A 26,104-nucleotide genomic window follows, 5' to 3' on the forward strand; every position below is an offset into this window, starting at 1 on the left:
CGACATCAAGCGAGACCCCGGATCAAGTCCGGGGTGACGATGACAGAGTATGTCAGCAATCGGGCGAACCGCCCGACCTACACTTTCGCAAACCAGATGGTGTGGCGCGCGCCCTTGCCGTTGCTGCGCGCGCGCACCGTGACCTCGTCGACCCGGAACCCCGCCGCCATAAGACGCCGCATGAAACGCGGGTCGGGCGCCGCCGACCATATCGCCAATATGCCGCCGGGGCGTAGCGCCGCCTTTGCCGACGCGAGCCCCGCGGCCGAATATATGCCGTCGTTCGCCTGCCGGACCAGCCCGTCGGGGCCATTGTCGACATCGAGCAGGATCGCGTCATAGCGGCTGCGCCCTTCGGCGATCGCGGCCGCGACGTCGCCGACGACGAGTTCGACGCGGCGATCGTCCAGGCATCCCGCGGCCAGCTCCGCCATCGGTCCGCGCGCCCAGTCGATGATCGCGGGGACCAACTCGGCCACCGTGATGCGCGCCGACGGACCAAGCGCCGCCAACGCCGCGCGCAGGGTAAAGCCCATGCCATAGCCGCCGATCAGCAGATGCGCGTCGTCCGGGCTCCGCAGCCGCTCGCAGCTCATCACGGCGAGCGCCTCCTCGGACCCGCTCATCCGGCTGTTCATCAGCTCGTTGCCGCCGATTGCGATGATGAAATCACCGCCGCGCCGGTACAGGCGCAGTTCGTCGCCTCCCGGGATTTGCGCCGTGTCGACTAGTTCGCGAACCTGCAAGCGGCTTCAGCCCAACTCGCCGAGGTCGAGCGTTTCGAGCAGCGCCGCGCGCGCCGCGCGCACGTCGCCCGCCAGCGTCGCCGAGGCGAGGTCGCCGGGCGCGATCGCTTCGGGCCAGTGCTTCGCCACAACATCGGCGATCCGGTCGAGCTTCGCATCGTCGGCAATGAAACGCGGGTCGACCGTTGCAGGATCGGCAACGACCCGCAAACGAAGGCATGCGGGCCCGCCACCATTCGCCATCGACTGGCGGACGTTGACCGGCAGCAGGCGGCGGATCGGACCGTTGCCCGCGACATGCGCCTCCAGCCAGTTCCAAACCGCGGGCGTATCCTGCGCCTCGGTCGGCAGCACCAGGCCCATGCCGCCCCCGTCGGGCAGGCTGACGAGCTGTGCGTTGAACAGATAGGATTTGATCGCATCGGGCAGGCTCACCGCGCTCGCGGGAACCTCGACGATCTCGACTGCGGGGAAGGCCGCGCGAATTTCGGCATGTGCGGCGTCGCGATCCTCGAACGCCGTTTCATGGGTGAAGAGCACATGCTCGTTCGCGACCGCGACGACGTCGTTGTGGAACGCGCCGCCCTGGATCGCCGTATCCGACTGACGGATGAACAGCGTGCGCGCCGGGTCGAGCCGGTGGTTGCGCGCGATCGCCTTCGACGCGTCGAGATGCTGGCGCGCTGGAAAGCGGCCGCCACCGACGCCATAGACGAAGATTTCGACACCCTCACCATCATGTCCGCTGCACAGCCGCATATGGTTCGCCGCGCCCTCGTCGCCGAACGGCGCGGGGATCGGCGTATGCACTGCAAAGGCGGGGTGCGCGAAGGCAAGGCGAAGCTGCGCCAGCGTGCCCGGCCATTCGTGGCTGCGGTGCGGCATGGTGACGAGGTTCGCGACGGTCAGGTGGCATTTGCCGTCGGCGCTGTCGGGAGCGGGGGAAACGGTTGCTGCGTTTGCCGCCCACATCGACGAGGCCGACCAGGCCTGCGCACGCAAATGCTCCTCGGCGCCTTCGGGCGTCGTGCCAAGCGTCTGCAGCCAAGGCGCGTCGGGGCGATCCAGCGGCATGAAGAAACCTTGGGGCAGGCCAAGCGCCAGATTGTGGCGCATCTTCTCGATGCCTTGCAGCGCCGCGGCGCGCGGCTGCGACACGTCGCCGGCATTGCTTGCCGATGCGATATTGCCGCGGCTGAGCCCGGCATAATTGTGGCTGGGGCCGATGATGCCGTCGAAGTTGATTTCAGTGAGCATGGTTCAGCGGCCGATCCAGCTAATCTCGCCGCCCTTGCCGACGCCCAGCAATTTTGCGGACTCGCTATCGATCGTCGAACCCCCGCCGACCTTGCCGAAACAGCAGCGGAAATCGGCGAGCTGTCCCGTCGCGACCAGAGCATCTTCGCCCCCAAGGTCGTCGGCGCCGGCGATCGCCGATATCTCGATATGCTTCGCGTCACGGATGCTCGCGACCTGATCGGTGCGCGCTGTCATCGTCGGGCCGCCGTCAAAGATGTCGACATAATTTTCGAACGCAAAGCCTTCGTTCTCCAGCATGCGCATCGCGGCGCGCCCGGTCGGGTGCGGCACCCCGATGACGCTGCGTGCATGGTCGCTCAGCATCGCGATATAGACGGGATGCTTGGGCATCAGATCGGCGATGAACTGGTTGCCGTGGACCGCGTTGAACTGGTCGGCTTCCTGGAAATTCATCCCGAAGAATTTGCCTGCGACCCCATCCCAGAACGGCGATCCGCCCGCCTCGTCGATCACCCCGCGCAGTTCGGCGAGGATACGGTCGCCAAAGCGCGCGCGGTGGCGCGCGATGAACAGATAGCGCGAACGCGCGAGCAGCAGCCCAAGCCCGCCGGCACGCGCCGCGGGGTGCAGGAACAGTCCGCCCACCTCGCTCGCACCGTTAAGGTCGTTGCTCAACATCAGCACCTGCGCGTGAAAGGTCCGGTCGAGCTGTTCGCTATGCTTGCTGTCGGTGCCGATGCGATAGGAATAGAAAGGCCAGCGCTGGCCGACCTGCCCGAAAATCTGGCAAGTGCCGCGTACTTCGCCGCTATCCATATCTTCGAGAACGAGCAGGTACAGCTCGTCCGACGGATATTCCTTGTCGCTCGCGAACGACGCTTCGGTGCGTTCAAGCTTGGCGGACAGCGCCTTTTTGTCAGGGGGCAGATTGGTAAAGCCACCACCGGTCAGCTTCGCCATTTCGTAAATGCTCTGCAGGTCGCCCGGCTTGGCCGCCCGGATCACATAATTCACACAGTCCCCCGTTCCGCTATTCTTGTCATGGTTAGTGCCGACAGCTTCGCGCGTTCGGCGAGGCTGTCGACGATCAGAAATTCGTCCGACGAATGGATCGCGCCGCCGCGCGGGCCCATGGTGTCGACCACCGGCACGCCGCACGCGGCGATATTGTTGCCGTCGCACACGCCGCCGGTCGCGTTCCAGCTTATCGGGGGCAGGCCGAGCGCGGCGCCGCAATCGCGCACCAGTTCGAACAGGCGCGTCGCCGCCGCATCGAGCGGCTTGGGCGGACGGTTGAAGCCGCCATGGACATGGCAATGCACATCATGTTCGCGCGAGACGGCGGCGATCGCGTCGCGCATCGCTGCCTCGGCCGCCGCCATCGCATCGGGCGTCGACGGGCGCATATTGACCCGCAGGATAGCGCTGTCGGGAACGATATTGTTCGGCCCGCCGCCATCGATCTTCGCCGGATTGACCTTCAGAGTATCGGACTTGAGCGCCCCGAGCCGCAGCGCGAGGTCGGCGGCAGCGAGCAGCGCGTTGCGCCCGTCCTGCGGATTGCGCCCGGCATGCGCGGCGCGGCCGTGGACGATGACCGAAAAATTGCCGCTTCCCGGCCGCGCACCGGCGAGCGTGCCGTCGGGCAGGGCGGGTTCATAAGTCAGCGCCGCAGTCTTGCCCTTCGCGAGTTCGGCGATCAGCCGTGCCGACGCCTGGCTCCCCGTTTCCTCGTCGCTGTTGATCATCACATCATAGCCGACGCGGCTGGCGAGCGGCGACGCTTCGAGTGCGGTGAGCGCCGCGAGGATCACCGAAATGCCCGCCTTCATATCGGCGGTGCCGGGACCGTTGAGCACACCGTCTTCGAGCCATTTCAACGTCTGGAACGGATGGTCGGCGGCGAATACCGTGTCCATATGCCCGGTAAGCAGCAGTTGCACCGGCGCCTCGGGCCGTACGCGCACGTGCAGATGGTCGCCGCGTCGGATGGTATTGACGGTGCCGGCGCTGTCGACGCTCTCGACCGGATCGGCGGCGACGAGCCGGACATCGCCCGGGAGTATCGCAAAGGCATCGGCCAGCTCGCCCGCGACGGTTTTCAATCCCGCCAGATTGCCGGTGCCGCTGTTGATCGCCGCCCATTTCTCGACCTGTGCCAGCATCGGCGCGTCGGCGGCACGCTCCAGTGCGGCATTTTCAGTTGCGGTAAGACTGACCATCTTGTGGCTATAGCGAGCGGCGAACGCCTTTTGCACCCCCGGGCCGGCTATTTTGTCGATGCGATACGGTATGTCACTGTGACCGGCGTCATATCCGGCTAGAGGGACGCGTTTATTATCCCGAATCGCAATATATTAACCGAAAGTTCGGGACCCGCTTCCTACGCTGGCCGGACAGATGATGAGTGGATCAATGACCGCCGCCTTTGTGCTTGGCATCAACATGTCTGTCGCCGGCATTTTCGCCGTTGCGTTCGCCGTGGTTGCGGCGACGAACCGGACCGCGCGCGGCGCCGGGTGGCTCGCGGCGGGCTATGGCATGGGGATCGTCTATGTCGGTCTTGAATTTCTTCTGCCGCGGCAGGTCGATCCTACCCCGGTGGGGATCGGCATATTCCTGGTATTCCTGCTCGCTCTGAGCTTCGCCCTGATCGGCGTCGCCCGTCATTACCGCGCGCCGCCGCCGTGGACGGCGATGGCCGCGATCTGGGTTGCGACGATCCTTGCGGTGCCCGCGATCTTCAGCCTGACCTATGGCTCGACGCCGCGGCTGACCCTTTATCAGATTCCTTACTTCGCCATGCAGGTGCTGCTCGGGCTGGTGATCTGGCGATCGCGCCGTCGTCAGGCGCTCGACCTGTTGCTGATCGCGCTCCAGATCGTCGCGGCGGCCATCTATGTCGCCAAGCCTTTCATCGCCGCGGCGATCGGCACGGCAAGCGCGCCGCAGGGCTATATGGCGACGACCTATGCTGCCATCTCGCAGAGCGGGAGCGTCGTCACGCTGATGGCGATCGCGCTCGTCATGCTGCTCGTCATGATGCGCGACACGACGGCCGAGATGGTCGCACGATCGGAAACCGATCCGCTGTCGAGCGTGCTCAACCGTCGCGGTTTCGAACATCATGCCGAACTGGCGTTGCTCCGCGGCAGCGACGCTGCGGTGCTGGTCGCGGCGGACCTCGACGATTTCAAGAAGATCAACGACAGCTTCGGTCATGCCGCCGGCGATGGGGTGATCGCGCATTTCGCGGCGATGCTCGTCGACGCGGCGCCGGCAGGTGCAATCGTCGGCCGGATCGGGGGCGAGGAGTTTGCCGTTCTGCTCCCCGATGCGTTGCTATCCGACGGCCGCCTCTATGCAGAGACGGTGCGCAAACATTTTGCCTCGGCGCAGCTACCCGTGCTCGGAGTCGACCGCGGTTTTACGGCATCGTTCGGCGTCGCCCAGCGCACGTCCGACGATTCGCTGTTCGATCTGTCACGCCGCGCCGATGCAGCGCTTTATCGCGCGAAAGCCGGCGGGCGGAATCAGGTGCGGGTCGCGATCGGCGAGCTCGCGCCCGCCGCCGCCCTCGGCGCTGCCTGAATTTCAGACTGCGAGCAGCGGCGTGTCTTCCTCGCGCGGCGGCGCGGGTTCGAAGCCGGGCAGGGGAGCGAATTCGTCTTCGCTAAGCTCGATCGACGCGAGGCCGCCGAGCTTGAAATGGCCAAGCCGCGGCTCTTCGTCCGATCGCCAGCTCTTGTTGAGGTTCAGTGCGCTGATGAACAGGTCGCCGCGGCGCTCGAACAACAGGTGGGGCGCCAGCGTCAGAACCTGGCCATTATAATGCGCCGTCACCAGCCGTTTGCGGGCGATGGCTTCCATCAGTTTAAGTCGTGTGTCGTCCATGGTTTCCAGGATCGTTCTTGGGGAGGAGTTTATTATGTTGTGCGTTGCAGCATAATATATACGAACAGGTTTGGAAAGCTCCATTGCCAATTGAAACCAATCGCGGCATAGCGCGGCGGCCCTTTCCTCCCCGGATTCACTGGCGCAGGCGCGCCGACCAGAGGGTGCTACATGACTGAATATCTCGATCGTTCCGGACTGTCCGTCGATTCGCGTCTCGCTGAATTCATCGAGCAGCGCGCGCTGCCGGGGACCGGGCTCGACGTCGCCAAATTCTGGAACGATTTCGCGGCCTTGCTCGGCAAATTTGCACCCGAAAATGCGGCCTTGCTGGCGAAGCGCGAAGATTTGCAGGCGCAGATCGACGCCTGGCACGAAGCGCGTGCGGGACAGGCGCACGACCCCGCGGCCTATCAGGCGTTCCTTCGCGAGATCGGCTATCTCGTCCCCGAACCCGCTACGTTCCAGATTGGCACGCAGAATGTCGATCCCGAGATTGCGACGATGGCGGGCCCGCAACTTGTCGTGCCCGCGCTCAACGCGCGTTTCGCGCTCAACGCGGCGAATGCGCGCTGGGGCAGCCTCTACGACGCGCTCTACGGCACCGACGCGCTCGACGCGCCGCCGGCAAAGCCCGGCGGCTACGACGCCGCCCGCGGCGCGGCGGTGATCGCGCGTGCCAAGGCGTTCCTCGACGAAGCCGTACCGCTCGCCTCGGGCAGTTGGGCCGACTGGCAGGGCGGACAGCCCGCGCTCGCCGACCCCGCGCAATGGGTCGCCAGCAAGCCCGGCGGTATTCTGCTCAAGCACAATGGCTTGCACATCGAATTGGCGATCGATCCCAGCAGCGCGATCGGACAGACCGACCCCGCGGGCATCGCCGATGTCATCCTCGAAGCGGCGCTGACCACGATCATCGACCTCGAAGACTCGGTCGCCGCGGTCGACGGTGAGGATAAGACGCTCGGCTATACCAACTGGCTCGGCCTGATGCGCGGCGACCTCGTCGAAAGCTTCGCCAAGGGCGGGCAGACGGTGACGCGCGCGATGGAGGCCGACCGCGAATGGACCTCGCCGTCGGGCGAGGCCATCACGCTCCACGGCCGCAGCGTGATGTTCGTGCGCAACGTCGGCCATCTCATGACCTCCCCGATGATCAAGCTCGCCGGCGGCGCCGAAGCGCCCGAGGGGCTCTGCGACGCGGTCATCACCGGCCTCTGCTCGCTCCATGACCTCAAGGGTCTCGGCACGCTGAAGAACAGCCGCGCGGGCAGCATCTATATCGTGAAGCCCAAGCAGCATGGGCCCGAGGAATGCGGTTTCACCGACCGGCTGTTCGACGCCGTCGAGGACATGCTCGGCCTGTCGCGCCACACGATGAAGGTCGGCGTGATGGATGAGGAGCGCCGCACCAGCGCGAACCTCGCCGCCTGCATCCATGCGGTGAAGGACCGCATCGTCTTCATCAACACGGGATTCCTCGATCGCACCGGCGACGAAATCCACACCTCGATGCGCGCGGGACCGATGATCCCCAAGGGCGAGATGAAGGCGAGCGACTGGATCGCGTCCTATGAGGACCGCAACGTCCGCATCGGCCTTGCGTGCGGCCTCAGCGGCAAGGCGCAGATCGGTAAGGGCATGTGGGCGATGCCCGATCTCATGAAAGCGATGCTCGACGCCAAGATCGGCCATCCGAAGAGCGGCGCGAACACCGCATGGGTGCCGTCGCCGACCGCCGCGACGCTCCACGCGCTGCATTATCACCAAGTCGACGTCTTCGCGCGTCAGAAGGAAATCGCCGGCGAGGCGGTGCCCTCGCTCGACCGCCTGCTCAACATCCCCGTCGCCACCGGCCGCAATTGGAGCGAGACGGAAATCACCCGCGAGCTCGACAATAATTGCCAGGGCATTCTCGGCTATGTCGTGCGCTGGATCGATCAGGGCGTCGGTTGCTCGAAGGTCCCCGATATCGACGACGTCGGCCTGATGGAGGACCGCGCGACATTGCGCATCGCCAGCCAGGCACTTGCCAACTGGCTGCTCCACGGCGTCTGCACCCCCGAACAGGTCGACGCCGCGCTGGCGCGCATGGCGGCAAAGGTCGATGCGCAGAATGCGGGCGACGCGCTCTACGAAAAGCTGACTCCCGACGGCATCGCCTGGCAAGCTGCGCGCGCGCTGATCTTCGAGGGTGTGACCCAGCCGTCGGGCTACACCGAACCGCTGCTCCACAAATATCGGCAAGCGAAAAAGGCGGGCTGACGCAAAAGAGGATTGCCGGGGCTGTCGATGGCGACTAGAACATAAGTGGAACAAATCAAAGGGGCCACCTATGTCCACCGCCGTCGACGCCGCCTATCGCCACTATCCGCTACCTCGCTTCGCCGCGCGACGATGCGGCGCGCGCGCATTGGGTTGAGGATGTGTTCGAGGGCGCGGTGTAGCTGGTTGAAGCATGAGCCGGAACAGAGTGACTGCTGACGACCGGTTGCTGCCCTCCACATCCTCGTCACCCCGGGCTTGACCCGGGGTCCCGCTTGAGGTCGAAGCCAGTGAGTGCGTCAAAAAGCGGGATCCCGGGTCAAGCCCGGGATGACGGAAGTGGGTGACGGAATGTCCGCTCCCCACCCCATTCCCGCCGTTTCGATACAATACAGCTTGCCCAGGCCCACTATAATCCGGCATTTTGATGCGTGCGCAATCGGGGGGGCAGGGCGATGACGGCACCGTTTAATTTCGGGCAGCTCAAATTTTTGAAGGCATTGACCGAGGCGCTGTTTCACGGCGCCGAAATGGCCATCACGCCCGATCAGGTCGTCGCCAATGTCGCCGAACTGTTTGGGAAGGTCGGCGGCACCAAGCTCGACGAGATTCGGCTGTCGCTGACCGCGACCGAAATCGTGCTCGGCCCCATGTTCGCCGCGGTCGATGTCGAAACCCGCGTCGAGCGCATCGACGACCGATTGCGCGACAGCAGCATCGATTTGTTTCAGGACATGGGCCGGCTGCGCGGCATCATCTACGCCTGCTATTATGGCCATTGGCAGCCGGGGCTCGAACCTGGGGATCAGGATGCGAACGCCGCCAATCCCGTTCACCGGCAGATCGGCTTCACGCTGCCAAAATTCCGCCAGCGGGGTAGCCAGGACATGCCGCTCGCGCCGATCCGCGGGCGCGAGATCGATCCTGCCTATATCCTCGATGCCGCCAGTCTCGAGGACGAATATGACGTGATCGTCGTCGGCTCGGGCGCGGGTGGGGCGGTCGCGGCCTATAATATCGCGGGCTGGGACTATAAGGTGCTGATCGTCGAGGCGGGCCCCTTTTATCCCAGCCACGCGATTACGCATCACGAACTCGACATGATCGCAAAGCTTTACAAACATGGCGCGGTCCAGACGACGACCAACCGCGATTTCGTCGTTTTCCAGGGCCGCTGCGTCGGCGGATCTTCGACGATCAACAATGGGATATGTTTGCGCGTCAACGAGCCCGGGCGGACGCACCCCGATGCAAAGGACGTCCTAGCGAAATGGGCGAGCATCGGCGCACCCGTCGACGCCGCGGCCTTTCACGACAGCTATGACGCGGTGAAGGACATGCTCGGTATCGCGCGGATCGAGCCGCGTAGCGGCCGCCACAACGGCCCGCATCTGATCAACGGCTGGCACGCCTATGCCGACGCCTCGGACAATGCGATGGACAAGCGTGCGGTCACCGATTGGTTCGACAAGAATTTCGGTCCGCCGAACACGCCGACGGCTTGCGCTTATTGCGGCTATTGCAATTCGGGCTGCGCTTACGGCCGCCGCATGGGGGTGGCGCAGACCTACCTGCCCAAGGCGTGCCATGATCGGCACGCGCGCATCCTGCCGAATACCAAGGCGCAGCAGATCATGTGGCAGACCGCCGCCGACGGCCGGCGCGAGGCGGAGGCGGTGAAGCTCATCCTGCCCGACGGTTCGAACCGCCTTGTCCGTGCGCGCGTCGGCGTCGTTGTCGCGGCGGGCACGATCGCCTCGTCGAAGCTGCTCGATCGCAGCGATATCGACGGCACTGGCTATCAGGTTTCGCTCAACGTCGCGTCGCCCGTGGTCGCGCTCATGCCCGATGGCGTCGGCGGCGATGCGTGGGACGAGGATCAGATGTCGAGCTATGTCGACTGCGGCGATTTCCTTCTCGAAAGCCATTTCCAGCCACCGATGTCGATGGCCTCGTTGATGCCCGGCTGGTTCGCCGACCATTCGGAGCGGATGAAGAATTTCGGCCGCATCCATTCGGCCGGCATCCTCTTTCCGGCCGACCGGCGCGGACAGATCGTCGACGGCAAGCTTAAATTCCGCCTCGACGTCGACGACGACCTCCCGATGCTCCGCCGCGCGATGGCAACGCTGACCAAAGTCCATTTCGCCGCTGGCGCGCTCGAATGCTATCCGGCGCTTGCGAAGGGGCAAAAGATCACGTCCGACATCGACGTCGACGCCTTCTTCGAGGCGGCGATCCGCGAGCAGGACGATGTGACGCTTTCCAGCAGCCACCCGCACGGCGGCAATGCGATCAACGAAGACCCGCAATATGGCGTTGTCGATCCCGAATGCCGCGTTCACGGCACGACCAATGTCTTCGTGACCGACGCCAGCGTCTTTCCGAGCTGCATCCGCGTCAACGCGCAATGGACGACGATGGCGATGGCGCATTACGCGACCGGGCGGCACGATCCTTTCGGGTAAAAGCTGCGTCATTGCGAGGAGCCGAAGGCGACGCGGCAATCCAGCGCGTGTGTAAGCCGCCCTGGATTGCTTCGCTCCGCTCGCAATGACGAAAGCTTTTGTCTAAGGCGGCCGCCGTTATGACCTTCACCGTTGCCGCTCTATATCGCTTCGCGTCGTTCGACGAGCCCGCCGCGCTGCGTCAGCCCTTGATCGACCTTTGCGCCGCAGAGGGCGTGAAGGGGACGCTGCTTCTTGCGCGCGAAGGGATCAACGGCACGATCGCGGGGACCGAGGCCGGGATTGCGGCCGTTCTCGATCATATCCGCGCTTTGCCCGATTGCGCCGAACTCGACGTCAAATATTCAACCGCCGCCGATATGCCGTTCCAGCGGATGAAGGTGCGCTTGAAGAAAGAGATCGTCACGATGAAAGTGCCGGGGCTCGACCCCGCGCGCGAGGCCGCTCCTTATGTCGATCCCGCCAACTGGAATGCGCTTGTGGACGACCCCGATACGGTGCTCATCGATACGCGCAACGGCTTCGAGGTTGGCTATGGCAGCTTCGCGGGCGCGATCGATCCCGAAACGAAGAGCTTCGGCGACTTCCCCGACTGGTGGCGCGCGAATGCAGAACGCTTCGCGGGCAAGCGTGTCGCGATGTTCTGCACCGGGGGCATCCGCTGCGAAAAATCGACCGCATTCCTCCGCCACGAAGGCGTCGAGGATGTCGTCCATCTGAAGGGCGGCATTCTTGCCTATCTCGAACAGGTGCCCGAGGCGGAAAGCCGCTGGCACGGCAGTTGCTTCGTCTTCGATGAGCGGGTGAGTGTCGGGCATCGCCTCGTCGAGGTCGGCGAGAAGGAATAGGCTGGCGGTTGCTGCTGCATTGGGGTGGTGAGCTGCCCTTTGTGCACCCCGGCGAAAGCCGGGGCCCAGTGCGGAAAAGCGCAAAGTCAGCGTTGGAATTCTGGGCCCCGGCTTTCGCCGGGGTGCACATCTCTATCGGCATTTTCCTACCTTCGTCATCCCGGGCTTGACCCGGGATCCCGCTTCTTTGCGCATCGACCGGCCTGGACCTCAAGCGGGACCCCGGGTCAAGTCCGGGGTGACGAAAGGAGAGAGGTCCGCAATCGGTCGAAACCAGCCAGAACCCCGCACGACAAAAAACCGCTTTCCTAATAAATCGGGCGATGATCTATCCTCGTGGATGACCGCACTGATTGCCCGGCAGAGCGCCTCCTCAAGTCCAGTGCCTACCATCGCCTTAAAGCAACAAAGGACACATTCCGGAGGCGTTCGTCCGTGTCTTTTGTCGCTTTAGGGCCATCAGCCGACCGTCATCGTATAGGTCACCCGATAATCGCTGGCGTCGCCGTCGAGCGTTTTCGTGAAGGTCCCCGGCGCATCGCCAAGGTCGATCGTCCCGATATTGTCGCTGCCCCCGATGTCGTCGAATTCGCGGAGCTGGAAGCTCACCGGCTGTTCGAACGCGAAATTCCGGTCCACGACCCAGCTTTCGCCGCGCTTGATCGAAAAGATTTCGCGCGAACCCTCGGGAAAACGTTCGCCGGTGTTGAAGCGCAGGAAAAGCTGGTCGGGCAGGCCGAGGCCAAGCCGCCCGGTCAGCTTCACCGCCTCGATGCGGATGTTCGACAGGATATATTTCCTCGTCATGGGCGCGCTCGCCATCACGGTTGCAGCGGCCGGATTTCCGTTCAGCCGAGCCATGCTTTCGCCCGCCTGCGCCGCATATTTACCCGAGGGAAATTCGGCGAGATAGGCTTTGAAGGCGCTGATGCTGTTCTCTGTTACCGCGCCCTTCCACAGCAGATCCTCTAGCGCAGAGCGGTTGCCCGAAGTCGGGGGCGCGCCAGCGGGCGCTGTGCGCGGGACCAGATAGACGGGGGTTCCCGTAATGCTGGCGCTGACAAATGGGCGCTGGCTGCCGGCGGTCGCCTGCAGCACATCGTCGCGGATCAGCCCGCCCAGCAACTGCACGGGCATGTCGGGCTGCGGCAGGCGCTTTGCGAGCGAAGTTGCAAATGGCGAATTGCCGCTCGTTCCATCGGCTGCGGTCTGTCCTGGTGCCGCGGCAAAGATCACCAGCACATCGTCGGCTTCGACCCCCGCGAGGCCATTCACCACGGCGCGCGTCCCCGATCGCCACGACCGCCCGAACGGATTGTTCCGGCACGAATCGAGCACGACCATTCGAATCTGTGCCCCCGAAACCGACTCCATCAACCGGTCGAGGTTGATCGCCTCATAGGGCAGGTCGAGGTCGGATTTGAGCTGCGCGTCCGTCGGGATCAGCCAGTTCTTGCCCTGCGCCTCGATCCCGTGCCCTGCATAATAGACCATTGCGACCTCCGCCCCGTCGGCCTTGGCGCGGAAATCGCGCATCGCCTTCTGGAAATCGTTGACCGCGAGGTCCGCGGCGACGGTGACGTCGTCGAATCCGGCCTGCTTCGCCGACGCGGCGATGATCTTGATGTCGTTCGTCGGGTTCACCAGCCGGCTGGTGTTCGCATAATCGCTATTGCCGATGATCAGCGCGACCTTGCGCGCATCGGCGGCCGATGGCGCAAAAAACAACGCCGCGGTGAGGGTGACAAGCCAGAATCGCATCATCTCGCAATCCTTTCTCTAGGCGAGGCGCGCCGCGCCAAATTCGACCCAGCCGAATGGGCGCGGCGTCTTGGGCAAATAGTCGGCGCCTTGTCGATCGACCGAAAATCCAGCCTTTTCATACGCATCGCTGATCGGGCGGGTCAGGTGGCAATTGCCGCCGATGCGCTTCCACACCGGCTCGATCCGCCGCTGCCACGTCGCGACGCCGGTATCGGGCGCGCCGCCATGCTCAAGGAACAGCGCGGTCCCACCGGGCTTCAGTACACGGCGGATTTCCCCCAGCACCGCCGCCTGATCGCTCACCGAGCACAGAGTGAAAGTGGTGACGACGGTGTCGAACGCCGCGCTCTCGAACGGCATCGCCTCGCCGACACCTTCGCGGATATCGGCGTCGATCCCGCGCGCCGCCGCCGCCGCGACGCTCATCGTGAGTAACTCCGGCGAGGGATCGAGCCCGCTAAAGCTCTCGATCTGCCCCGGTCGATAAAATTCCATGTTGATTCCACCGCCGCAGCCGAGCTCGAGCACATGGCCGCGCGCATGCGGCACCACCTTGCTGCGCACCTTCATGATCTGCCCTTGCGAACAGGCGCATTTGATCAGTCGCGGCACCCCATGACGTTCCCACCAGCTTGCCATTCGCCAGTCTCCCCTTGGCGCGGAAGGTGACCCTTGCTAGCGCGGTTGGCAACACCCATCTGTGCGTGTCCGCACAGCCCAAGAAAGACCGTCATGCCCAGCGTTCACCACACCAAGATGCTCATCCTCGGTTCCGGCCCCGCCGGCCTGTCGGCCGCTATTTACGCGGCGCGTGCGGGCATGATGCCGATCGTTGTTCAGGGGCTGCAGCCCGGCGGGCAGCTCACGATCACCACCGACGTCGAAAATTACCCCGGCTTCGCCGAAGTCGTGCAGGGCCCCTGGCTGATGGAACAGATGACCGCGCAGGCGATGCATGTCGGCACCAGCATGATCTGGGATACGATCGTCGACGTCGATTTCTCGCGCCGTCCGTTCAAGCTGACGGGCGACGGCGGCGACGTCTATATGGCCGAAACGCTCGTCATCGCGACGGGCGCGCAGGCCAAATGGCTCGGCGTTCCGGGCGAGCAGGAACTCGGCGGCAAGGGTGTCTCGGCATGTGCGACCTGCGACGGCTTCTTCTATCGCGGCAAAAAGGTTGTGGTGATCGGCGGCGGCAATACTGCGGTTGAAGAGGCGCTTTACCTAACCAATCACAGCGACGACGTGACCCTGATCCACCGCCGCGATACGCTTCGCGCTGAAAAGATCCTTCAGGACCGGCTGGCGGTGAACCCGAAAATCAAGACGCTGTGGAACAAGCGCGTCGAGCGTTTCGTGGCGGGCGAAGGGCTGACCGGCCTTGTCGGCGTCGACCTGATCGACACCGTCACTGGCGAGGCGAGCCATGAACCAACCGACGGCGGCTTCGTCGCGATCGGCCACAGCCCGTCGACCGAACTGTTCAAGGGCAAGCTGCCGCTGGACGACGATGGCTATCTTCAGATCACGCCGGGTACCTCGCTTACCTCGATCCCCGGCGTCTTCGCAGCGGGCGACGTCGCCGACAAGGTGTACCGCCAGGCGGTAACCGCCGCGGGCATGGGATGCATGGCCGCCCTCGACGCGGAACGCTTCTTGGCCGAGGCTGAATATCACGCGATGGCGACGGCCTAAGTCGCGACCGGCGTCAGCAAACGACCGGGAGCCGCCCTCCACATCCTCGTCACCCCGGACTTGATCCGGGGTCCCGCTTGAGGCCGAAGCCAGCGAATGCGTCGAAAAGCGGGATCCCGGGTCAAGCCCGGGATGACGGAAGTGGGGGACGGGATGTCCGCTCACCACCCCCAAGCCGACATCGCCTTCAAATAGGTCTTTCCTACATTATCCGGCTGTGCCAGCCTTCATCCGGCTCTTTCATTCGGTGAACAAAAAGGCTGTCGCTGCCCGGCTTACGGGTACGACCATGATCGGACGTGCCGCGCACATCCGGCACCCCGCGGCTTCCCAATCGGGGCGCGCATAGGGCTGAACTTTCCTGAACTTTGGAATATTGCGCGGCTCTTGCGCCGATCCGATCCCGATCCAGCCGGGCAATGTCGAAAGAGGGTAACGGCAGCCCCCCACCCCAAAACCGACATCGGCATCCCGTACGGCGACACGACTATTTCAATATTGCGAGAATATGTGCCGCCAGCCACTCCCCATCGTCCCCCGCAAAGCTATGCGATGGGCTGGCGAGGCGCTCGACAGGGACGCGATCCAGCGCCGCCGGGCAATTCTCCATGAAGGCCTGCGCGGTCCGGTCGCCCGTCGCTAGCAGGATCGTCGCAGGCAACCCGACCGCGCAGATCGCGCTATCGATCCGCCCCGCAAGACTGTCGGGTGCCGCAGGCGGCGATGGCGTCTTGAGCGCCGACAGTCCACGAAACAGCTTCCGGAAATCGACTTCGCCCTTGAGCAATCTGAACAGGCTCTTGGGGTCCTTCAGCCGCGCCAGATACCGCGCGCGGATAGCCGAGGCCGGCGGCAGCGCAGGTTCTTCGGCTTCGTCCGTGTCGTTGTCATATGTCCATGGGTTGGCGACGATCAGCCCGTCAAGTGCCAGCGGCTGGTGAAGCAACAACGCGCTTGCCGCATCGCAATTGCCGAAGCCGACGATGCGTGTCACATGCGGCGCTGCCTCCCGGAACGTCCCAATCGCCGCGACGATGTCGGGGCCGCTGCTTTCGAAGCCGCCGTTCGTGCCCTCGCTATCGCCGATCCCGCGCCGGTCGAAACGGAACACCGGATAACCCGCGTCGGCGATCCGCGCTGCCAGCATCGCCATTCCGCGATGCGCGCCGCTACGAATCTCGTTGCCGCCCGACACGATCAACAGGCCGGTGCTTCCCGCCGCCTCGTCAAGGGTCGCGGCGAGCTTGGCGCCATTGCAGCTAAAGCTTAGCTGATGCCGCACGTCTTGCTCCATATGGAAATGTCGGCAGCGATCGCCGCCGCCATCGCAGCATCCTCATCGGGCTCGGCGCGCAGCCATAACGGCGTTCCCGCGATTCCGTCGGCGCCGAGCCCGACGCTGCGCAAAGGCGCCACCGCCTGCGCCTCGCTGACACCGAGCTGCGCGATCATGGCGGATGACAGGCGATTGCCGGCAAGCAACAGCGACGCGGTTTTCGCTTCTTCCTGCAGGCTGTCGAGTGAAGACGCCACGCCGGCTTCTCGGTCGGCGCCTACGCGGGCGCGCATCAACGTACGGAGCAGCGACGCTCCGCCGATGGGGGCAAGGCGCCACCATGCTTCTGCCTTCGCCTGATGATCGACCAACGCGCCGCCGCGGACCGAGGCTATAATGACCGGCCCTTCGATCGCCACTGCAATCTGGGCAACCGCATCCTTCCAGCCAACCAGATCGACCCGCTCCAGCGGAACAAGGCTCTCATTCTGTCCCGGCAGGTCGGGAAGCACGGCCGCAAACCCCTCGGCCGCAAGCGCGCGCATCGCGAGCACCAGCGTGCGGCGCGTGCGGTTCGCTTCCTCGAACAGCGGCGGGACGATCAGGATGGTGGCGCGGGGTGTGCCCGCGGGATCGATGCGCAGCCGATGTTCGCTCATGCGCGCATCCGGGGTCAGTCGGTCACTTTGCGCAGCGAAAAGGCCAGCAAATTACCGTAGGTTTCAAAGATTTCCCCGTCGATCTCATCATCGTCGATCAGGATACCGAGCCGGTCTTCCATCTCGGTCAGCACCGTCGCGACCGCCATCGAATCGAACTCGGGCAGTTCGCCGAACAAGCCACTGCCTTCGCTGAGCGCGGCCGCGCGTGCTTCGCCGAGGCCTAGCACATCGGCGAGCAATGCGCGAAGAGTGGCGTCGACGGTCTTGGCTTCGGTCATGAATCTTTCCTGCGCAGCGAACGGGCGAATGCCTTCAATGCCGGACCCCATGCCGCGACGCGCGACGGATTGAAAGCCTCGATGCGCCACAGCGGGTCGTGCCGGTTCATCCAGTCGCGCTTGTAACCATCGTTGCCGGTGCCGAAATCGACGCGCTCCACGCCATCGATCTCGATCACATGGCGGAATAGCGCGGCCGACAGCAAAGTCCCCGGCGAGGCTTTCAGACTATCCTCCACATGCGCCAGCTTATGGATGAAGGCGGTGCCGTCCTCGACCGTCCAGAACTGCGCGGCGACAGGGATGCCGTCGATCCGTGCAATGCCCATGCGGAATGTGCCACGCTCGCTTTCCATCTCGGCAAAGGTGCGCAGCAGAGCGGGATCGCCTTCCTCGGGCTTCCAACTCGCAGCGTAGATTTGCTCATAGGCGGCCCAGCTTCCCGGATCGAAGGTCGTGAGCAGTTGGATGTCGACGATGCCCTTCTTCGCCTTGCGCTGGACGGTATTGCGCAGCGCGCCGGGGCGGCTCGCCCACCACCTGTCATGGTCCATGTCGCCGAGGTCGAGCCAATGGCGATCGCCCACCGGCGTTGCCTTCACCCACCAACCCGCGGCGCGCAGCGCCATCGTCAGCGCGTCGGGCTCCATGACGGGGTAGAGTGTAAGACGCGCGGCCTTTTGGCGAAGGTCGACGAAGAGCGCGCGAAGGGCATCGCCGCGATCGCCGTCACCCTCGAAAAGCGGGCGGATCGAAAAACTATACCAGTTGGTGAGGCCGACGAGGTCGCCGGGCGTCTCGAATCGCAGCGATAACCACGCACGCATCGCACCCGCGCTACCCGATGCGTCGATCCGGCCACGACCGGCAAAGCCATGCGCGGCGAGCAGGTCGTACCACGCCGCGCGGTCGAAAGGCGACGCAAATCCGTCCGCGCGCGCTGTGGCGGGCAATCGCTCATCATTAGCGTGATGTTCACCGTTCCCTTGCATGGTGGCGCCCTCTATCACTTCTGTCCTAACAGCCGATGACCAAAGCCGAAAACCCATCTTCAAGGCCGATCGACCATCTCGCCCTTCGCGGTGCGCCCGACGCGGACGCACTGCTGATCGGCGACCGGGTCACAACTTACGCTGAGCTCGACGCCGGCGTCGGACGGCTGGCGTCTTGGCTGCTCGAACAGGCGGGCGGTCCGGGCGAACGCGTCGCAAGCTGGAGCGCCAAGACGCGGCTCGCCTGCCTGATGCCGCTTGCCGCAGCGCGCGCGGGGCTGATCCATGTGCCGGTCAATCCGCTGCTCAAGGGGCCGCAGGTCGCGCATATTCTGTCCGACAGCGGGGCGAAATTGCTCGTTACCAACGGTGCGCGCGCCGAGATGCTCGGCGGCGGCCTGCCCGACGAATGCGTGGTGCAGGATCTCAAGATCGGTGAGGAGGTCATTGATTCGGGCGGGCAGGGGCTTCCGCTATCGATCGCTGAACCCGACGATCTCGCCGCTATCCTCTACACCAGCGGCTCGACCGGTCGGCCCAAGGGCGTAATGCTCAGTCACGCGAACCTGTGGCTGGGCGCTGAAAGCGTTGCTTCCTATTTGAAGATCGCACCCGACGACCGGGTACTCGGCGTGCTGCCGCTCAGTTTCGATTATGGACAGAACCAACTGTTTTCGAGCTGGTACGCCGGCGCGGCAGTCGCACCGCTGGATTATCTGACCGCGCGCGACGTCGTGAAGGCGGTGGCGCGCCACAAAATAACGACGCTCGCCGGAGTGCCGCCGCTTTGGGTACAAGTCGTCGAGGCAGAATGGCCTGCCGAAACGGCGGTGTGGCTCAAGCGGCTGACCAACAGCGGCGGCGCGCTGACGCCCTCGCTGATCGACGCGATGCGCCGGACCTTTCCTAAGGCCGACATCTATCCAATGTACGGGCTGACCGAGGCGTTTCGCTCGACCTATCTCGATCCGGCGCTCGTCGCCGACCACCCAACGTCGATGGGTCGCGCGATCCCGCATGCCGAAATCCTCGTCTGCCGTCCCGACGGCAGCGTTGTCCTCGACGATGAACCCGGGGAACTGGTCCATGTCGGGCCCTTGGTGGCGCGGGGCTATTGGCAGGACGAAGAGCGCACCGCGCATCGCTTCAAACCGGCACCGCCCGCATCGCACTATGGTGGGACGGCGGTATGGTCGGGCGATACGGTTCGCCGCGACGCCGATGGCCTGCTCTATTTCGTCGGCCGCGACGACGCGATGATCAAGACCGCGGGCAACCGCGTTAGCCCGACCGAGGTTGAGGATGTCGCGGTGGCATCGGGGCTGATCTACGAAGCCGTCGCTTTCGGCGTTCCCGACCAGCGGCTTGGCGCCGCGATCGTCCTGATCGTGCGCGGGAAAGACGGCGTCGCCGACGAAGAGGGGCTTTCCGCCTGGCTCCGCCAGAATCTTCCCAATTTCATGCAGCCGCAGGCGATCGAATGGCGCGATGCCTTGCCGCGCAATCCCAATGGCAAGCTCGACCGCGTGGCAATCGCCGCTGACTGGACGCAGGAGGTGGCGGCATGAAACCGCACGGTCCGATCCCGCCCGGCTTCCGTGCCGACACTAGCGGTATGTTGCTCATCGGCGGCGACCGCGCCGAGGCGCTTGCAGACGTCGCGGGCGACACCCCGCTGTTCGCCTATGACAGCGCGATGCTGACCGCGCGCATCGCCGAATGGCGCGCCGCGATGCCCGGCGGGGTGCAGCTTCATTATGCGATGAAGGCGAACCCCTATGCGCCTGTGCTCGCTTTCATGGCGCGGCTGGTCGACGGTTTCGACGTCGCCTCAGGCGGCGAACTCAAAGCCGCGCTCGCTAGCGGGATGCCGGCGGGCGACATCAGTTTTGCCGGCCCCGGCAAGCGCGACCGCGAACTCGAAGCGACGATCACTGCCGGAGCGACGCTCAATCTTGAATCCGTTGGCGAGGCCGAACGGGCACTGTCGATCGCCGAGCATCTTGGCCTTACTCCCAGTCTTGCCGTGCGGGTCAATCCCGACTTCGACCTCAAAGGGTCGGGCATGAAGATGGGTGGGGGCGCCAAGCCCTTTGGCGTCGATGCCGCCGAAGTTCCGGCGCTCGTCGGACGCCTGATCAATGCCGGTGCCGACTGGCAGGGTTTCCATATTTTCGCAGGATCGCAGGCGCTTGACGCCGCGGCCATCGCCGAAACACAGGCGCAGACCGTTGCACTCGCAGCGCGGCTCGCGAACGAGATCGGGGAGACACCGCCCCTCGTCAATCTCGGCGGCGGCATGGGCGTGCCCTATTTTCCCGGCGACAAGGCGGTCGATGTGCGGGCGGTCGGGGCTGCGCTTGGCGAGACGCTGGCGGCGCGCGATCCGGTGCTCGCCAAAAGCCATTTCGCGATGGAACTGGGCCGCTGGCTCGTCGCCGAAGCGGGCGTCTATCTGACCCGCGTCGTCGATCGGAAGGTCAGCCATGGCGAAACCTTCCTCGTCACCGACGGTGGCCTCCACCACCAGCTTGCCGCCAGCGGCAATTTCGGCACGGTGATCCGCCGTAACTATCCGATCGCGGTGGCGGGCGCCTTTGGCCGGGAGCCTGTCGAAACCGTGTCGGTCGTTGGCTGCCTCTGCACCCCGCTCGACCGCCTTGGCGATCAGGTCGCGCTACCGCGCGCCGAGGTCGGCGACATCATCGCGATCTTCCTTGCGGGCGCCTATGGGGCGAGCGCGAGCCCGGCGAGCTTCCTGGGGCAGGGACCGGCGCGGGAAATGCTCGTGTGACACGCCTGATTTTGTTCCTTATCGGGACATCTTCCGACAAGCGTGGTCCAAACTTAGTTCAATACTAACATTATGTTCACCCTTTTCGAGCAATGGCTAGGCTGACGCAATGGCTGTCGCCGCGGGTTTCCGGACCGCGGTTCCCCTGACGGCTCGAAAGGTTGATTGGATTATGGCTTCGTTCTCCTCGCTTCGTGTCGCGCGCATCGCGCTGGTTTCGGGCATCGCTGCGACCGCGCTGACGGGTTGCATGGGCGCCGGGGGCAGCGCACCACAACTGCCCAGCGCGAACTTCGTCGCGAACCAGGAAGGGCCGGGCGAGGAATATATCATCGGCCCGCTCGACGAGCTCCAGATCTTTGTGTGGCGCAACCCCGAACTCGGCGGCAAGGTCCAGGTCCGCCCCGACGGCCGTATCACGACGCCGCTGATCACCGACATGCCTGCGGTCGGTAAGACACCGACCATGCTGCAACAGGACATCAAGCTCCAGCTCAGCCAATATATCACCGACCCGATCGTCAGCGTTATCGTCACCAGCTTCAACAGCACCTTCTCGCAGCAGGTGCGCGTTGTGGGCGCGACCGAGAAGCCCGCGTCGATCCCGTTCCGCGCCAATATGACCGTGCTCGATGCAATGATTGCAGTCGGCGGGCTTGGCGAATATGCCGCTGGAAACAAAGCGCGACTCGTCCGTTTCGACAAGGGCAGCGGGAAGCAGCAGGAGTTCGGCCTGCGCCTGAACGACCTGATCAAGCGCGGCGATATCAAGGCGAATGTGCGGCTTCAGCCCGGCGATGTGATCATCATCCCCGAAAGCATGTTCTGATATCGAGCGACCGCCTTCCACCCATCTCCCAAGGATAGATTGCGAGCGATGAATAGCCTTTACGACGAATTCCGGGTGGCGCTGCACAGCGTCTGGACGCGCCGGTGGCTCGTGCTGGCGGTGGCGTGGGGTATCTGCATCCTCGGCTGGCTCGCGATCGCGTCGATCCCCAATCGCTACGACAGCCGTGCGCGGCTGCTGGTCGACGTCAACGAAATCCTGCCCGACGACGCGCAGGGCGGCGGACGTCCGCAACTCGACCAGATCCGCGAAACGCTGACCAGCGCACGCAATATGGAAAAGGTCGCGGCAACGACGGGCCTGCTTCCCCCGGGAGCAAGCGAGCGCGACAAGGCCGGCGCGGTCGCGATGCTGCAAAAGAGTATCAAGGTCGTTCCGCAGCAAGACAATATCTTCGAAATCACCTCGAGCGTCGCGGTTGGCAGCTTGTCCGACGCCGACAATGCCAAGCTCGCATCGGGCGTGCTCGACAGCCTCATCACCGTGTTCCGCGATGACCAGCTGCGCGGCGGCCGGATGAATGCGCGCGAGGGCCTGAAGTTCCTCGACGCCCAGATCGCCGATCGCGAAAAGGCGCTGCGCGAGGTCGAGGCGCGCCGCGGAGCGTTCGAGGCGCAGAACATCGGCCTGATCCCCGGCGGCAGTGGGTCACCGGCGCAGCGTGTCGACGCGGCGCGCGCCGAGCTCAGCCAGATCGATTCGCAGCTCGTGTCAGCGCAGGCGCAACTCGCCGCAGCAAACGGCCAGCTCGCTTCCACGCCGCAATCGATCCCCGGCGCAGGCGGTGGCGTTGGCGGCGGCGTGGCGCGCCAGCAGCTTGCGGGCGCGCAGAATGAACTGTCGTCGATGCGCGCGCGGGGCCTGACCGATGCGCACCCCGACATTATCGCATTGAAGAGCCAGATCGCGTCGCTCAAGGCCATGGCCGACCGCGAAGGCACGGGCGGCGGCGGAATGCAGAACCCTGCCTATGCCTCGCTCGCCGCGATGCGTGCCGAACGTCAGGCGACGGTCAGCGCGCTGTCGGCCCGCAAGAGCCAGCTTATGGGCGACATATCGAAAATCACGACGCAGCAGATCCAGAACCCCGGCATCGCCGCCGAGTATGACCGGATCAACGGTGAATATACCGCGCTCAAGGCTCAGTACGATAAGCTGCTAGGCCAGCGTGAGCAGGTCCGCCTGCGCGGCGAAGTGCAGACCGAAACCGACGCGATCAAGATCGAACTGCTCGATCCGCCGTCGAAACCGACCAGCCCCGCAGCGCCCAACCGGCCGCTGTTCCTGACGCTCGTTCTGCTCGCCGGCATCGGCGGCGGCATCGGGGTCGCCTTCGGCCTCGGTCAGGTGCGCGCCAGCTATGCGACCGCCGCCAAGCTCGAACGCGCGAGCGGGCTGCCCGTTATCGGATCGATCACCGAAGTGGTGACGCCCGAACGCCACCTCGACCGGCGCAAGAAGCTCGTGTGGCTCGCTGGCGGCGGCGGGGCGCTGGTCGGTCTCTATGCCTTGCTGCTGGTCGCGGAATTCATCCAGCGCGGCATGGTTGCGTGACGGGGGACGATGACATGAACGACCAACGCAAAGTCAAGCGCCCGCCCTCGCTCCTCGAACGCGCAGCCGACATGTTCGGCCTTGACCCCGTCGCGAATGCGCCGACGATCGACGTATCAAAGCTGCCGCCCGAAGCGCCCAAAAAGGCGAAGACGGCCAAGGTGGATCCCGTGGCGGAAACGCCGCAGCCTGAAATCCTGGAGCCTGTCGTCGAGACGGCGCCGGCCGCCGAAGCCGCGCCCGCCGCGCCGAAGCCGTCGCCGCGCAAGGTCGTCGCAAAGGCAGCTCCCGCGATCGTGCCATCGCGGCAGGGCACCATCGATCGTGCACGCCTCGCGTCGCGCGGCATGATCGTTCCCGGTACGCCTGTTACAGGCATTTCCGAAGAATATCGCATCGTGAAGCGCGAGCTGATCCGCAATTTCGGTGGCGTCGGCAATCGTCCGATCCTGCCGCGCGGCCACCGCGTGTTGATCGCTTCGGCGAACCCGGGCGAGGGCAAGACCTTCTCGGCCGTCAACCTCGCCTTGAGCCTCGCGGTCGAGGCCGACCATGATGTCCTGCTGATCGACGCCGACATCGCGAAGCCGAGCGTTCTCGAAGCCTTGGGCCTCGAAGACGGCCCCGGCCTGATGGACGCGCTCGCCGATCCACATCTGCCGCTCAGCGACTGCCTGATCCAGACCGACATTCCGGGTTTAAAAGTGATGCCTGCTGGCACTGGGCATATGCACGACACCGAACTCCTCGCCTCGGCGCGGACCGAGGCGCTCCTCGCGCAGCTCGAAGCGGGCGCGCCGGGGCGCATTCTTATCATCGATTCGCCGCCGGTGCTCGCGGCTTCACCCGCCGCGGTGCTCGCGGGACATGTCGGACAGACGATCATGGTCGTGCGTGCCGACGAAACGCTCGAATCGGCGCTGCGTGACGCAATCGGTCTGATGGGTGCATGTCCGCATATGCAGTTGCTCCTCAATGGAGTGAAATATTCGCCGGGCGGTCGCCGCTTTGGCACTTATTACGGACAAGGAGGCGCGTGATGCGCACCACCCCCATGCGTCGCGGCGCGGCGCTGGCGGCCCTCTTGCTCGCCGGGACGGCGACGGGCGCGCACGCGCAATTTTCGGGTGATCCCGCCTCGGGCGGCGGTAACGCGACCTCGGCCGGCGCGGCTGCTCCCGAAAAAGGGCGCGCCGAAAAGCGCGCTGAACGGCGCCGTACCCAGCGGACGGTAGACGTCAGCCCCTATCTCGAAATCGATCAGGTGCTGACAGCCGACCTCAAAAACGGCGGCGACGTCCTCACCTACACGAACCTCGCGGTCGGCGTCGATGCGTCGATCGCGACGAACCGCGCCGAACTCGCCGGGACCGTGCGCTATGAACATCGCATCGGATGGAATGGCGGCCTTGGAGATTCCGACACGATCAGCGGCCTTCTCCGTGGCCGGATTGAGGCCGCGCGTGGCCTCAATCTCGAAGCTGGCGCGCTCGCGACGCGCACGCGCGCGGACGGGCAGGGCGCGGCGAGCGGCCTGTTCATCGGCGACGCCAGCAATGTTGCGAACCTCTATTCGGTCTACGCCGGTCCGACCTTTGCGCGCCGCATCGGCGGGCTCGACGTCGGGGCGGGCTATCGTTTCGGCTATACCAAGGTCGACGTCGACGAACCCGCGATCCTGTCGCCGGGCACGCAGCCGCAGGATATTTTCGACAGCTCGACGAACCATGTCGCATGGGCCAGCGTCGGTGCGCGGCCGGGCGACCTGCCGTTCGGATGGCAGGTGTCGGGCGGATATGAGCGTGAGGATGCGAGCCAGCTCGACCAGCGCTACGAAGGCAAATTCGCCCGCGCCGATGTGACGGTGCCGATCGGCCCGACTGTCGCTCTGCTCGGGGGCGTCGGTTATGAGGATATCGAAATCGGCCAGCGCAATCCGGTCGTGGACTCCAACGGCATACCGGTGCGCGATTCCAATGGCCGCTTCGTCACCGACAAATCGACGCCGCGCCAGCTTTCGTTCGACACCGACGGGCTGATCTGGGACGCTGGCGTGATGTGGCAGCCGAGCCGCCGCACCTCGCTGACCGCCCGCGTCGGGCGCCGTTACGGTGACACCATCTACACCGGTAGCTTCTCCTATCGCGCCGATCATGCGACCTCGATCCAGGTCGGGGTCTATGACGGGCTTTCGAGCTTCGGCCGCGGCCTGTCGGGCGGACTTGCCGCGCTGCCGACGCAGTTCGACCCCACGCGCAATCCCATCAGCGGCGACATCAATCCGTGCGTGTTCGGCCAGCAGGGCGGCGGCTGTTTGAGCAACCAGCTCGGTAACGCGACCTCGGCGCAATATCGCAGCCGCGGCGTGCAAGCGACACTGTCGTCACGCTTCGGCGGTTGGCATTATGGCGTCGGCATCGGTTACGACCGGCGCAAATTGCTCGCGCCCTTGCTGTCGCCGATCGGCAATCTCAACGGGATCAAGGACGAGAATTATTATCTCTTCCTGTCGGCGGGCCGTCAGCTCGACGTTGATTCCGACCTCACCCTGTCGGGTTACGTCAATTATTTCGACAATGGCGCGCCGGGCGCCAGCGACGTTCAGTCGGCGGGCCTGACCACATCCTATTCGCGGCGCTTCTGGCGCGGTCTCACGGGGACCGCGGCGGCCAGCATCAACGCCTTCGACCAAGAAGGCTTCAACAGTCAGCTTATCGGTTCGGCCTTGGTGGGACTCCGTTACAACTTCTGACCA

The 26,104-nt window shown here is 64.8% G+C and carries 22 protein-coding genes; 11 read left to right on the forward strand and 11 right to left on the reverse strand.

The window, feature by feature from the left end; genetic code table 11:
* Positions 1–77: 77 nt before the first annotated feature.
* The 4 genes from SC1_RS05215 to SC1_RS05230 are packed head-to-tail and all read right to left on the reverse strand — an operon-like array spanning position 78 to position 4,228.
* Positions 78–746 carry a spermidine synthase gene (locus SC1_RS05215; protein ID WP_062178503.1) on the reverse strand — a complete coding sequence of 223 codons (669 nt, stop codon included), beginning with the start codon at positions 744–746 and terminating at the stop codon, positions 78–80.
* Between the two features lie 6 nt (positions 747–752).
* Positions 753–2,003: an N-succinylarginine dihydrolase gene (locus SC1_RS05220; RefSeq protein ID WP_062178508.1), complete on the reverse strand. Its 1,251-nt coding sequence runs from the start codon at positions 2,001–2,003 to the stop codon at positions 753–755.
* 3 nt (positions 2,004–2,006) lie between these two features.
* Positions 2,007–3,020 (reverse strand): arginine N-succinyltransferase, encoded by a 1,014-nt coding sequence (locus SC1_RS05225; RefSeq protein ID WP_062178511.1) that lies wholly within the window; start codon positions 3,018–3,020, stop codon positions 2,007–2,009.
* Complete coding sequence (locus SC1_RS05230) at positions 3,017–4,228, reverse strand: hydrolase (protein ID WP_062183607.1); 1,212 nt, start codon at positions 4,226–4,228, stop codon at positions 3,017–3,019. Before SC1_RS05230 ends, SC1_RS05225 begins: the two co-directional genes overlap by 4 nt.
* 193 nt (positions 4,229–4,421) lie before the next feature.
* On the opposite strand from SC1_RS05230, the gene SC1_RS05235 reads away from it, so the two are divergent.
* Positions 4,422–5,597, forward strand: a complete 1,176-nt coding sequence (locus tag SC1_RS05235; RefSeq protein ID WP_062183611.1) for a GGDEF domain-containing protein — start codon at positions 4,422–4,424, stop codon at positions 5,595–5,597.
* A 3-nt stretch (positions 5,598–5,600) separates the two neighbouring features.
* Here the strand turns inward: SC1_RS05235 and SC1_RS05240 are convergent, their stop codons facing one another.
* Positions 5,601–5,876, reverse strand: a complete 276-nt coding sequence (locus tag SC1_RS05240; protein WP_238586582.1) for a WYL domain-containing protein — start codon at positions 5,874–5,876, stop codon at positions 5,601–5,603.
* A 195-nt stretch (positions 5,877–6,071) separates the two neighbouring features.
* On the opposite strand from SC1_RS05240, the gene SC1_RS05245 reads away from it, so the two are divergent.
* From SC1_RS05245 to SC1_RS05255, 3 genes are all read left to right on the forward strand, one after another.
* Complete coding sequence (locus SC1_RS05245; RefSeq protein ID WP_062178517.1) at positions 6,072–8,165, forward strand: malate synthase G; 2,094 nt, start codon at positions 6,072–6,074, stop codon at positions 8,163–8,165.
* 455 nt (positions 8,166–8,620) lie between these two features.
* On the forward strand, positions 8,621–10,633 hold the full coding sequence (locus SC1_RS05250) for a GMC family oxidoreductase N-terminal domain-containing protein (protein WP_062178520.1): 2,013 nt from the start codon (positions 8,621–8,623) through the stop codon (positions 10,631–10,633).
* Positions 10,634–10,752: 119 nt separating this feature from the next.
* Entirely contained in the window at positions 10,753–11,481 is a 729-nt protein-coding gene (locus SC1_RS05255) for a rhodanese-related sulfurtransferase (RefSeq protein ID WP_083435692.1), read from the forward strand.
* A gap of 459 nt (positions 11,482–11,940) precedes the next feature.
* On the opposite strand, the gene SC1_RS05260 is transcribed toward SC1_RS05255, so the two are convergent.
* On the reverse strand, positions 11,941–13,245 hold the full coding sequence (locus SC1_RS05260; protein ID WP_062178523.1) for a caspase family protein: 1,305 nt from the start codon (positions 13,243–13,245) through the stop codon (positions 11,941–11,943).
* Between the two features lie 15 nt (positions 13,246–13,260).
* Positions 13,261–13,884: a class I SAM-dependent methyltransferase gene (locus tag SC1_RS05265; protein WP_062178526.1), complete on the reverse strand. Its 624-nt coding sequence runs from the start codon at positions 13,882–13,884 to the stop codon at positions 13,261–13,263.
* 93 nt (positions 13,885–13,977) lie between these two features.
* On the opposite strand from SC1_RS05265, the gene trxB reads away from it, so the two are divergent.
* Entirely contained in the window at positions 13,978–14,943 is a 966-nt protein-coding gene (trxB, locus tag SC1_RS05270) for a thioredoxin-disulfide reductase (RefSeq protein WP_062178529.1), read from the forward strand.
* Positions 14,944–15,430: 487 nt separating this feature from the next.
* Here trxB and SC1_RS05275 read toward each other — a convergent pair whose 3' ends face one another.
* The 4 genes from SC1_RS05275 to SC1_RS05290 are packed head-to-tail and all read right to left on the reverse strand — an operon-like array spanning position 15,431 to position 18,112.
* On the reverse strand, positions 15,431–16,225 hold the full coding sequence (locus SC1_RS05275) for a hydrolase 1, exosortase A system-associated (protein WP_062183614.1): 795 nt from the start codon (positions 16,223–16,225) through the stop codon (positions 15,431–15,433).
* Positions 16,210–16,878 carry a hypothetical protein gene (locus tag SC1_RS05280; RefSeq protein WP_062178532.1) on the reverse strand — a complete coding sequence of 223 codons (669 nt, stop codon included), beginning with the start codon at positions 16,876–16,878 and terminating at the stop codon, positions 16,210–16,212. Before SC1_RS05280 ends, SC1_RS05275 begins: the two co-directional genes overlap by 16 nt.
* A gap of 14 nt (positions 16,879–16,892) precedes the next feature.
* Positions 16,893–17,159, reverse strand: a complete 267-nt coding sequence (locus tag SC1_RS05285; RefSeq protein ID WP_062178535.1) for a phosphopantetheine-binding protein — start codon at positions 17,157–17,159, stop codon at positions 16,893–16,895.
* Positions 17,156–18,112 (reverse strand): GNAT family N-acetyltransferase, encoded by a 957-nt coding sequence (locus SC1_RS05290; protein WP_238586583.1) that lies wholly within the window; start codon positions 18,110–18,112, stop codon positions 17,156–17,158. Before SC1_RS05290 ends, SC1_RS05285 begins: the two co-directional genes overlap by 4 nt.
* 74 nt (positions 18,113–18,186) lie before the next feature.
* Here SC1_RS05290 and SC1_RS05295 point away from each other — a divergent pair, with 74 nt between their 5' ends.
* The 6 genes from SC1_RS05295 to SC1_RS05320 all read left to right on the forward strand — a co-directional run bounded on the left by SC1_RS05295 (position 18,187) and on the right by SC1_RS05320 (position 26,101).
* Complete coding sequence (locus tag SC1_RS05295; RefSeq protein WP_062178541.1) at positions 18,187–19,719, forward strand: acyl-CoA ligase (AMP-forming), exosortase A system-associated; 1,533 nt, start codon at positions 18,187–18,189, stop codon at positions 19,717–19,719.
* The gene (locus SC1_RS05300; RefSeq protein ID WP_062178544.1) at positions 19,716–20,945 is read left to right on the forward strand and encodes a pyridoxal-dependent decarboxylase, exosortase A system-associated; all 1,230 of its coding nucleotides are present in this window, start codon (positions 19,716–19,718) and stop codon (positions 20,943–20,945) included. Before SC1_RS05295 ends, SC1_RS05300 begins: the two co-directional genes overlap by 4 nt.
* Before the next feature lie 172 nt (positions 20,946–21,117).
* On the forward strand, positions 21,118–21,774 hold the full coding sequence (locus SC1_RS05305; protein ID WP_062183617.1) for an XrtA/PEP-CTERM system exopolysaccharide export protein: 657 nt from the start codon (positions 21,118–21,120) through the stop codon (positions 21,772–21,774).
* 48 nt (positions 21,775–21,822) lie between these two features.
* On the forward strand, positions 21,823–23,349 hold the full coding sequence (locus tag SC1_RS05310; RefSeq protein ID WP_062178547.1) for an XrtA system polysaccharide chain length determinant: 1,527 nt from the start codon (positions 21,823–21,825) through the stop codon (positions 23,347–23,349).
* Between the two features lie 14 nt (positions 23,350–23,363).
* Positions 23,364–24,389 (forward strand): P-loop NTPase, encoded by a 1,026-nt coding sequence (locus SC1_RS05315; protein WP_062183620.1) that lies wholly within the window; start codon positions 23,364–23,366, stop codon positions 24,387–24,389.
* Complete coding sequence (locus tag SC1_RS05320) at positions 24,389–26,101, forward strand: hypothetical protein (protein ID WP_062178550.1); 1,713 nt, start codon at positions 24,389–24,391, stop codon at positions 26,099–26,101. Before SC1_RS05315 ends, SC1_RS05320 begins: the two co-directional genes overlap by 1 nt.
* Positions 26,102–26,104: the final 3 nt, after the last annotated feature.

Origin of the sequence: Sphingopyxis sp. C-1 (genome assembly GCF_001047015.1) — a bacterium.
Taxonomy (GTDB): domain Bacteria; phylum Pseudomonadota; class Alphaproteobacteria; order Sphingomonadales; family Sphingomonadaceae; genus Sphingopyxis.

Bases quoted from the DNA above. Each gene is read 5' to 3' on its own strand.
- SC1_RS05250 (WP_062178520.1), top strand. From the start codon at position 8,621: ATGACGGCACCGTTTAATTTCGGGCAGCTCAAATTTTTGAAGGCATTG.
- SC1_RS05235 (WP_062183611.1), top strand. From the start codon at position 4,422: ATGACCGCCGCCTTTGTGCTTGGCATCAACATGTCTGTCGCCGGCATT.
- SC1_RS05255 (WP_083435692.1), top strand. From the start codon at position 10,753: ATGACCTTCACCGTTGCCGCTCTATATCGCTTCGCGTCGTTCGACGAG.
- trxB (WP_062178529.1), top strand. From the start codon at position 13,978: ATGCCCAGCGTTCACCACACCAAGATGCTCATCCTCGGTTCCGGCCCC.
- SC1_RS05320 (WP_062178550.1), top strand. From the start codon at position 24,389: ATGCGCACCACCCCCATGCGTCGCGGCGCGGCGCTGGCGGCCCTCTTG.
- SC1_RS05280 (WP_062178532.1), bottom strand. From the start codon at position 16,878: ATGAGCGAACATCGGCTGCGCATCGATCCCGCGGGCACACCCCGCGCC.
- SC1_RS05265 (WP_062178526.1), bottom strand. From the start codon at position 13,884: ATGGCAAGCTGGTGGGAACGTCATGGGGTGCCGCGACTGATCAAATGC.
- SC1_RS05300 (WP_062178544.1), top strand. From the start codon at position 19,716: ATGAAACCGCACGGTCCGATCCCGCCCGGCTTCCGTGCCGACACTAGC.
- SC1_RS05315 (WP_062183620.1), top strand. From the start codon at position 23,364: ATGAACGACCAACGCAAAGTCAAGCGCCCGCCCTCGCTCCTCGAACGC.
- SC1_RS05220 (WP_062178508.1), bottom strand. From the start codon at position 2,003: ATGCTCACTGAAATCAACTTCGACGGCATCATCGGCCCCAGCCACAAT.
- SC1_RS05240 (WP_238586582.1), bottom strand. From the start codon at position 5,876: ATGGAAGCCATCGCCCGCAAACGGCTGGTGACGGCGCATTATAATGGC.
- SC1_RS05260 (WP_062178523.1), bottom strand. From the start codon at position 13,245: ATGATGCGATTCTGGCTTGTCACCCTCACCGCGGCGTTGTTTTTTGCG.
- SC1_RS05285 (WP_062178535.1), bottom strand. From the start codon at position 17,159: ATGACCGAAGCCAAGACCGTCGACGCCACTCTTCGCGCATTGCTCGCC.
- SC1_RS05305 (WP_062183617.1), top strand. From the start codon at position 21,118: ATGGCTTCGTTCTCCTCGCTTCGTGTCGCGCGCATCGCGCTGGTTTCG.
- SC1_RS05245 (WP_062178517.1), top strand. From the start codon at position 6,072: ATGACTGAATATCTCGATCGTTCCGGACTGTCCGTCGATTCGCGTCTC.
- SC1_RS05295 (WP_062178541.1), top strand. From the start codon at position 18,187: ATGACCAAAGCCGAAAACCCATCTTCAAGGCCGATCGACCATCTCGCC.
- SC1_RS05230 (WP_062183607.1), bottom strand. From the start codon at position 4,228: ATGGTCAGTCTTACCGCAACTGAAAATGCCGCACTGGAGCGTGCCGCC.
- SC1_RS05310 (WP_062178547.1), top strand. From the start codon at position 21,823: ATGAATAGCCTTTACGACGAATTCCGGGTGGCGCTGCACAGCGTCTGG.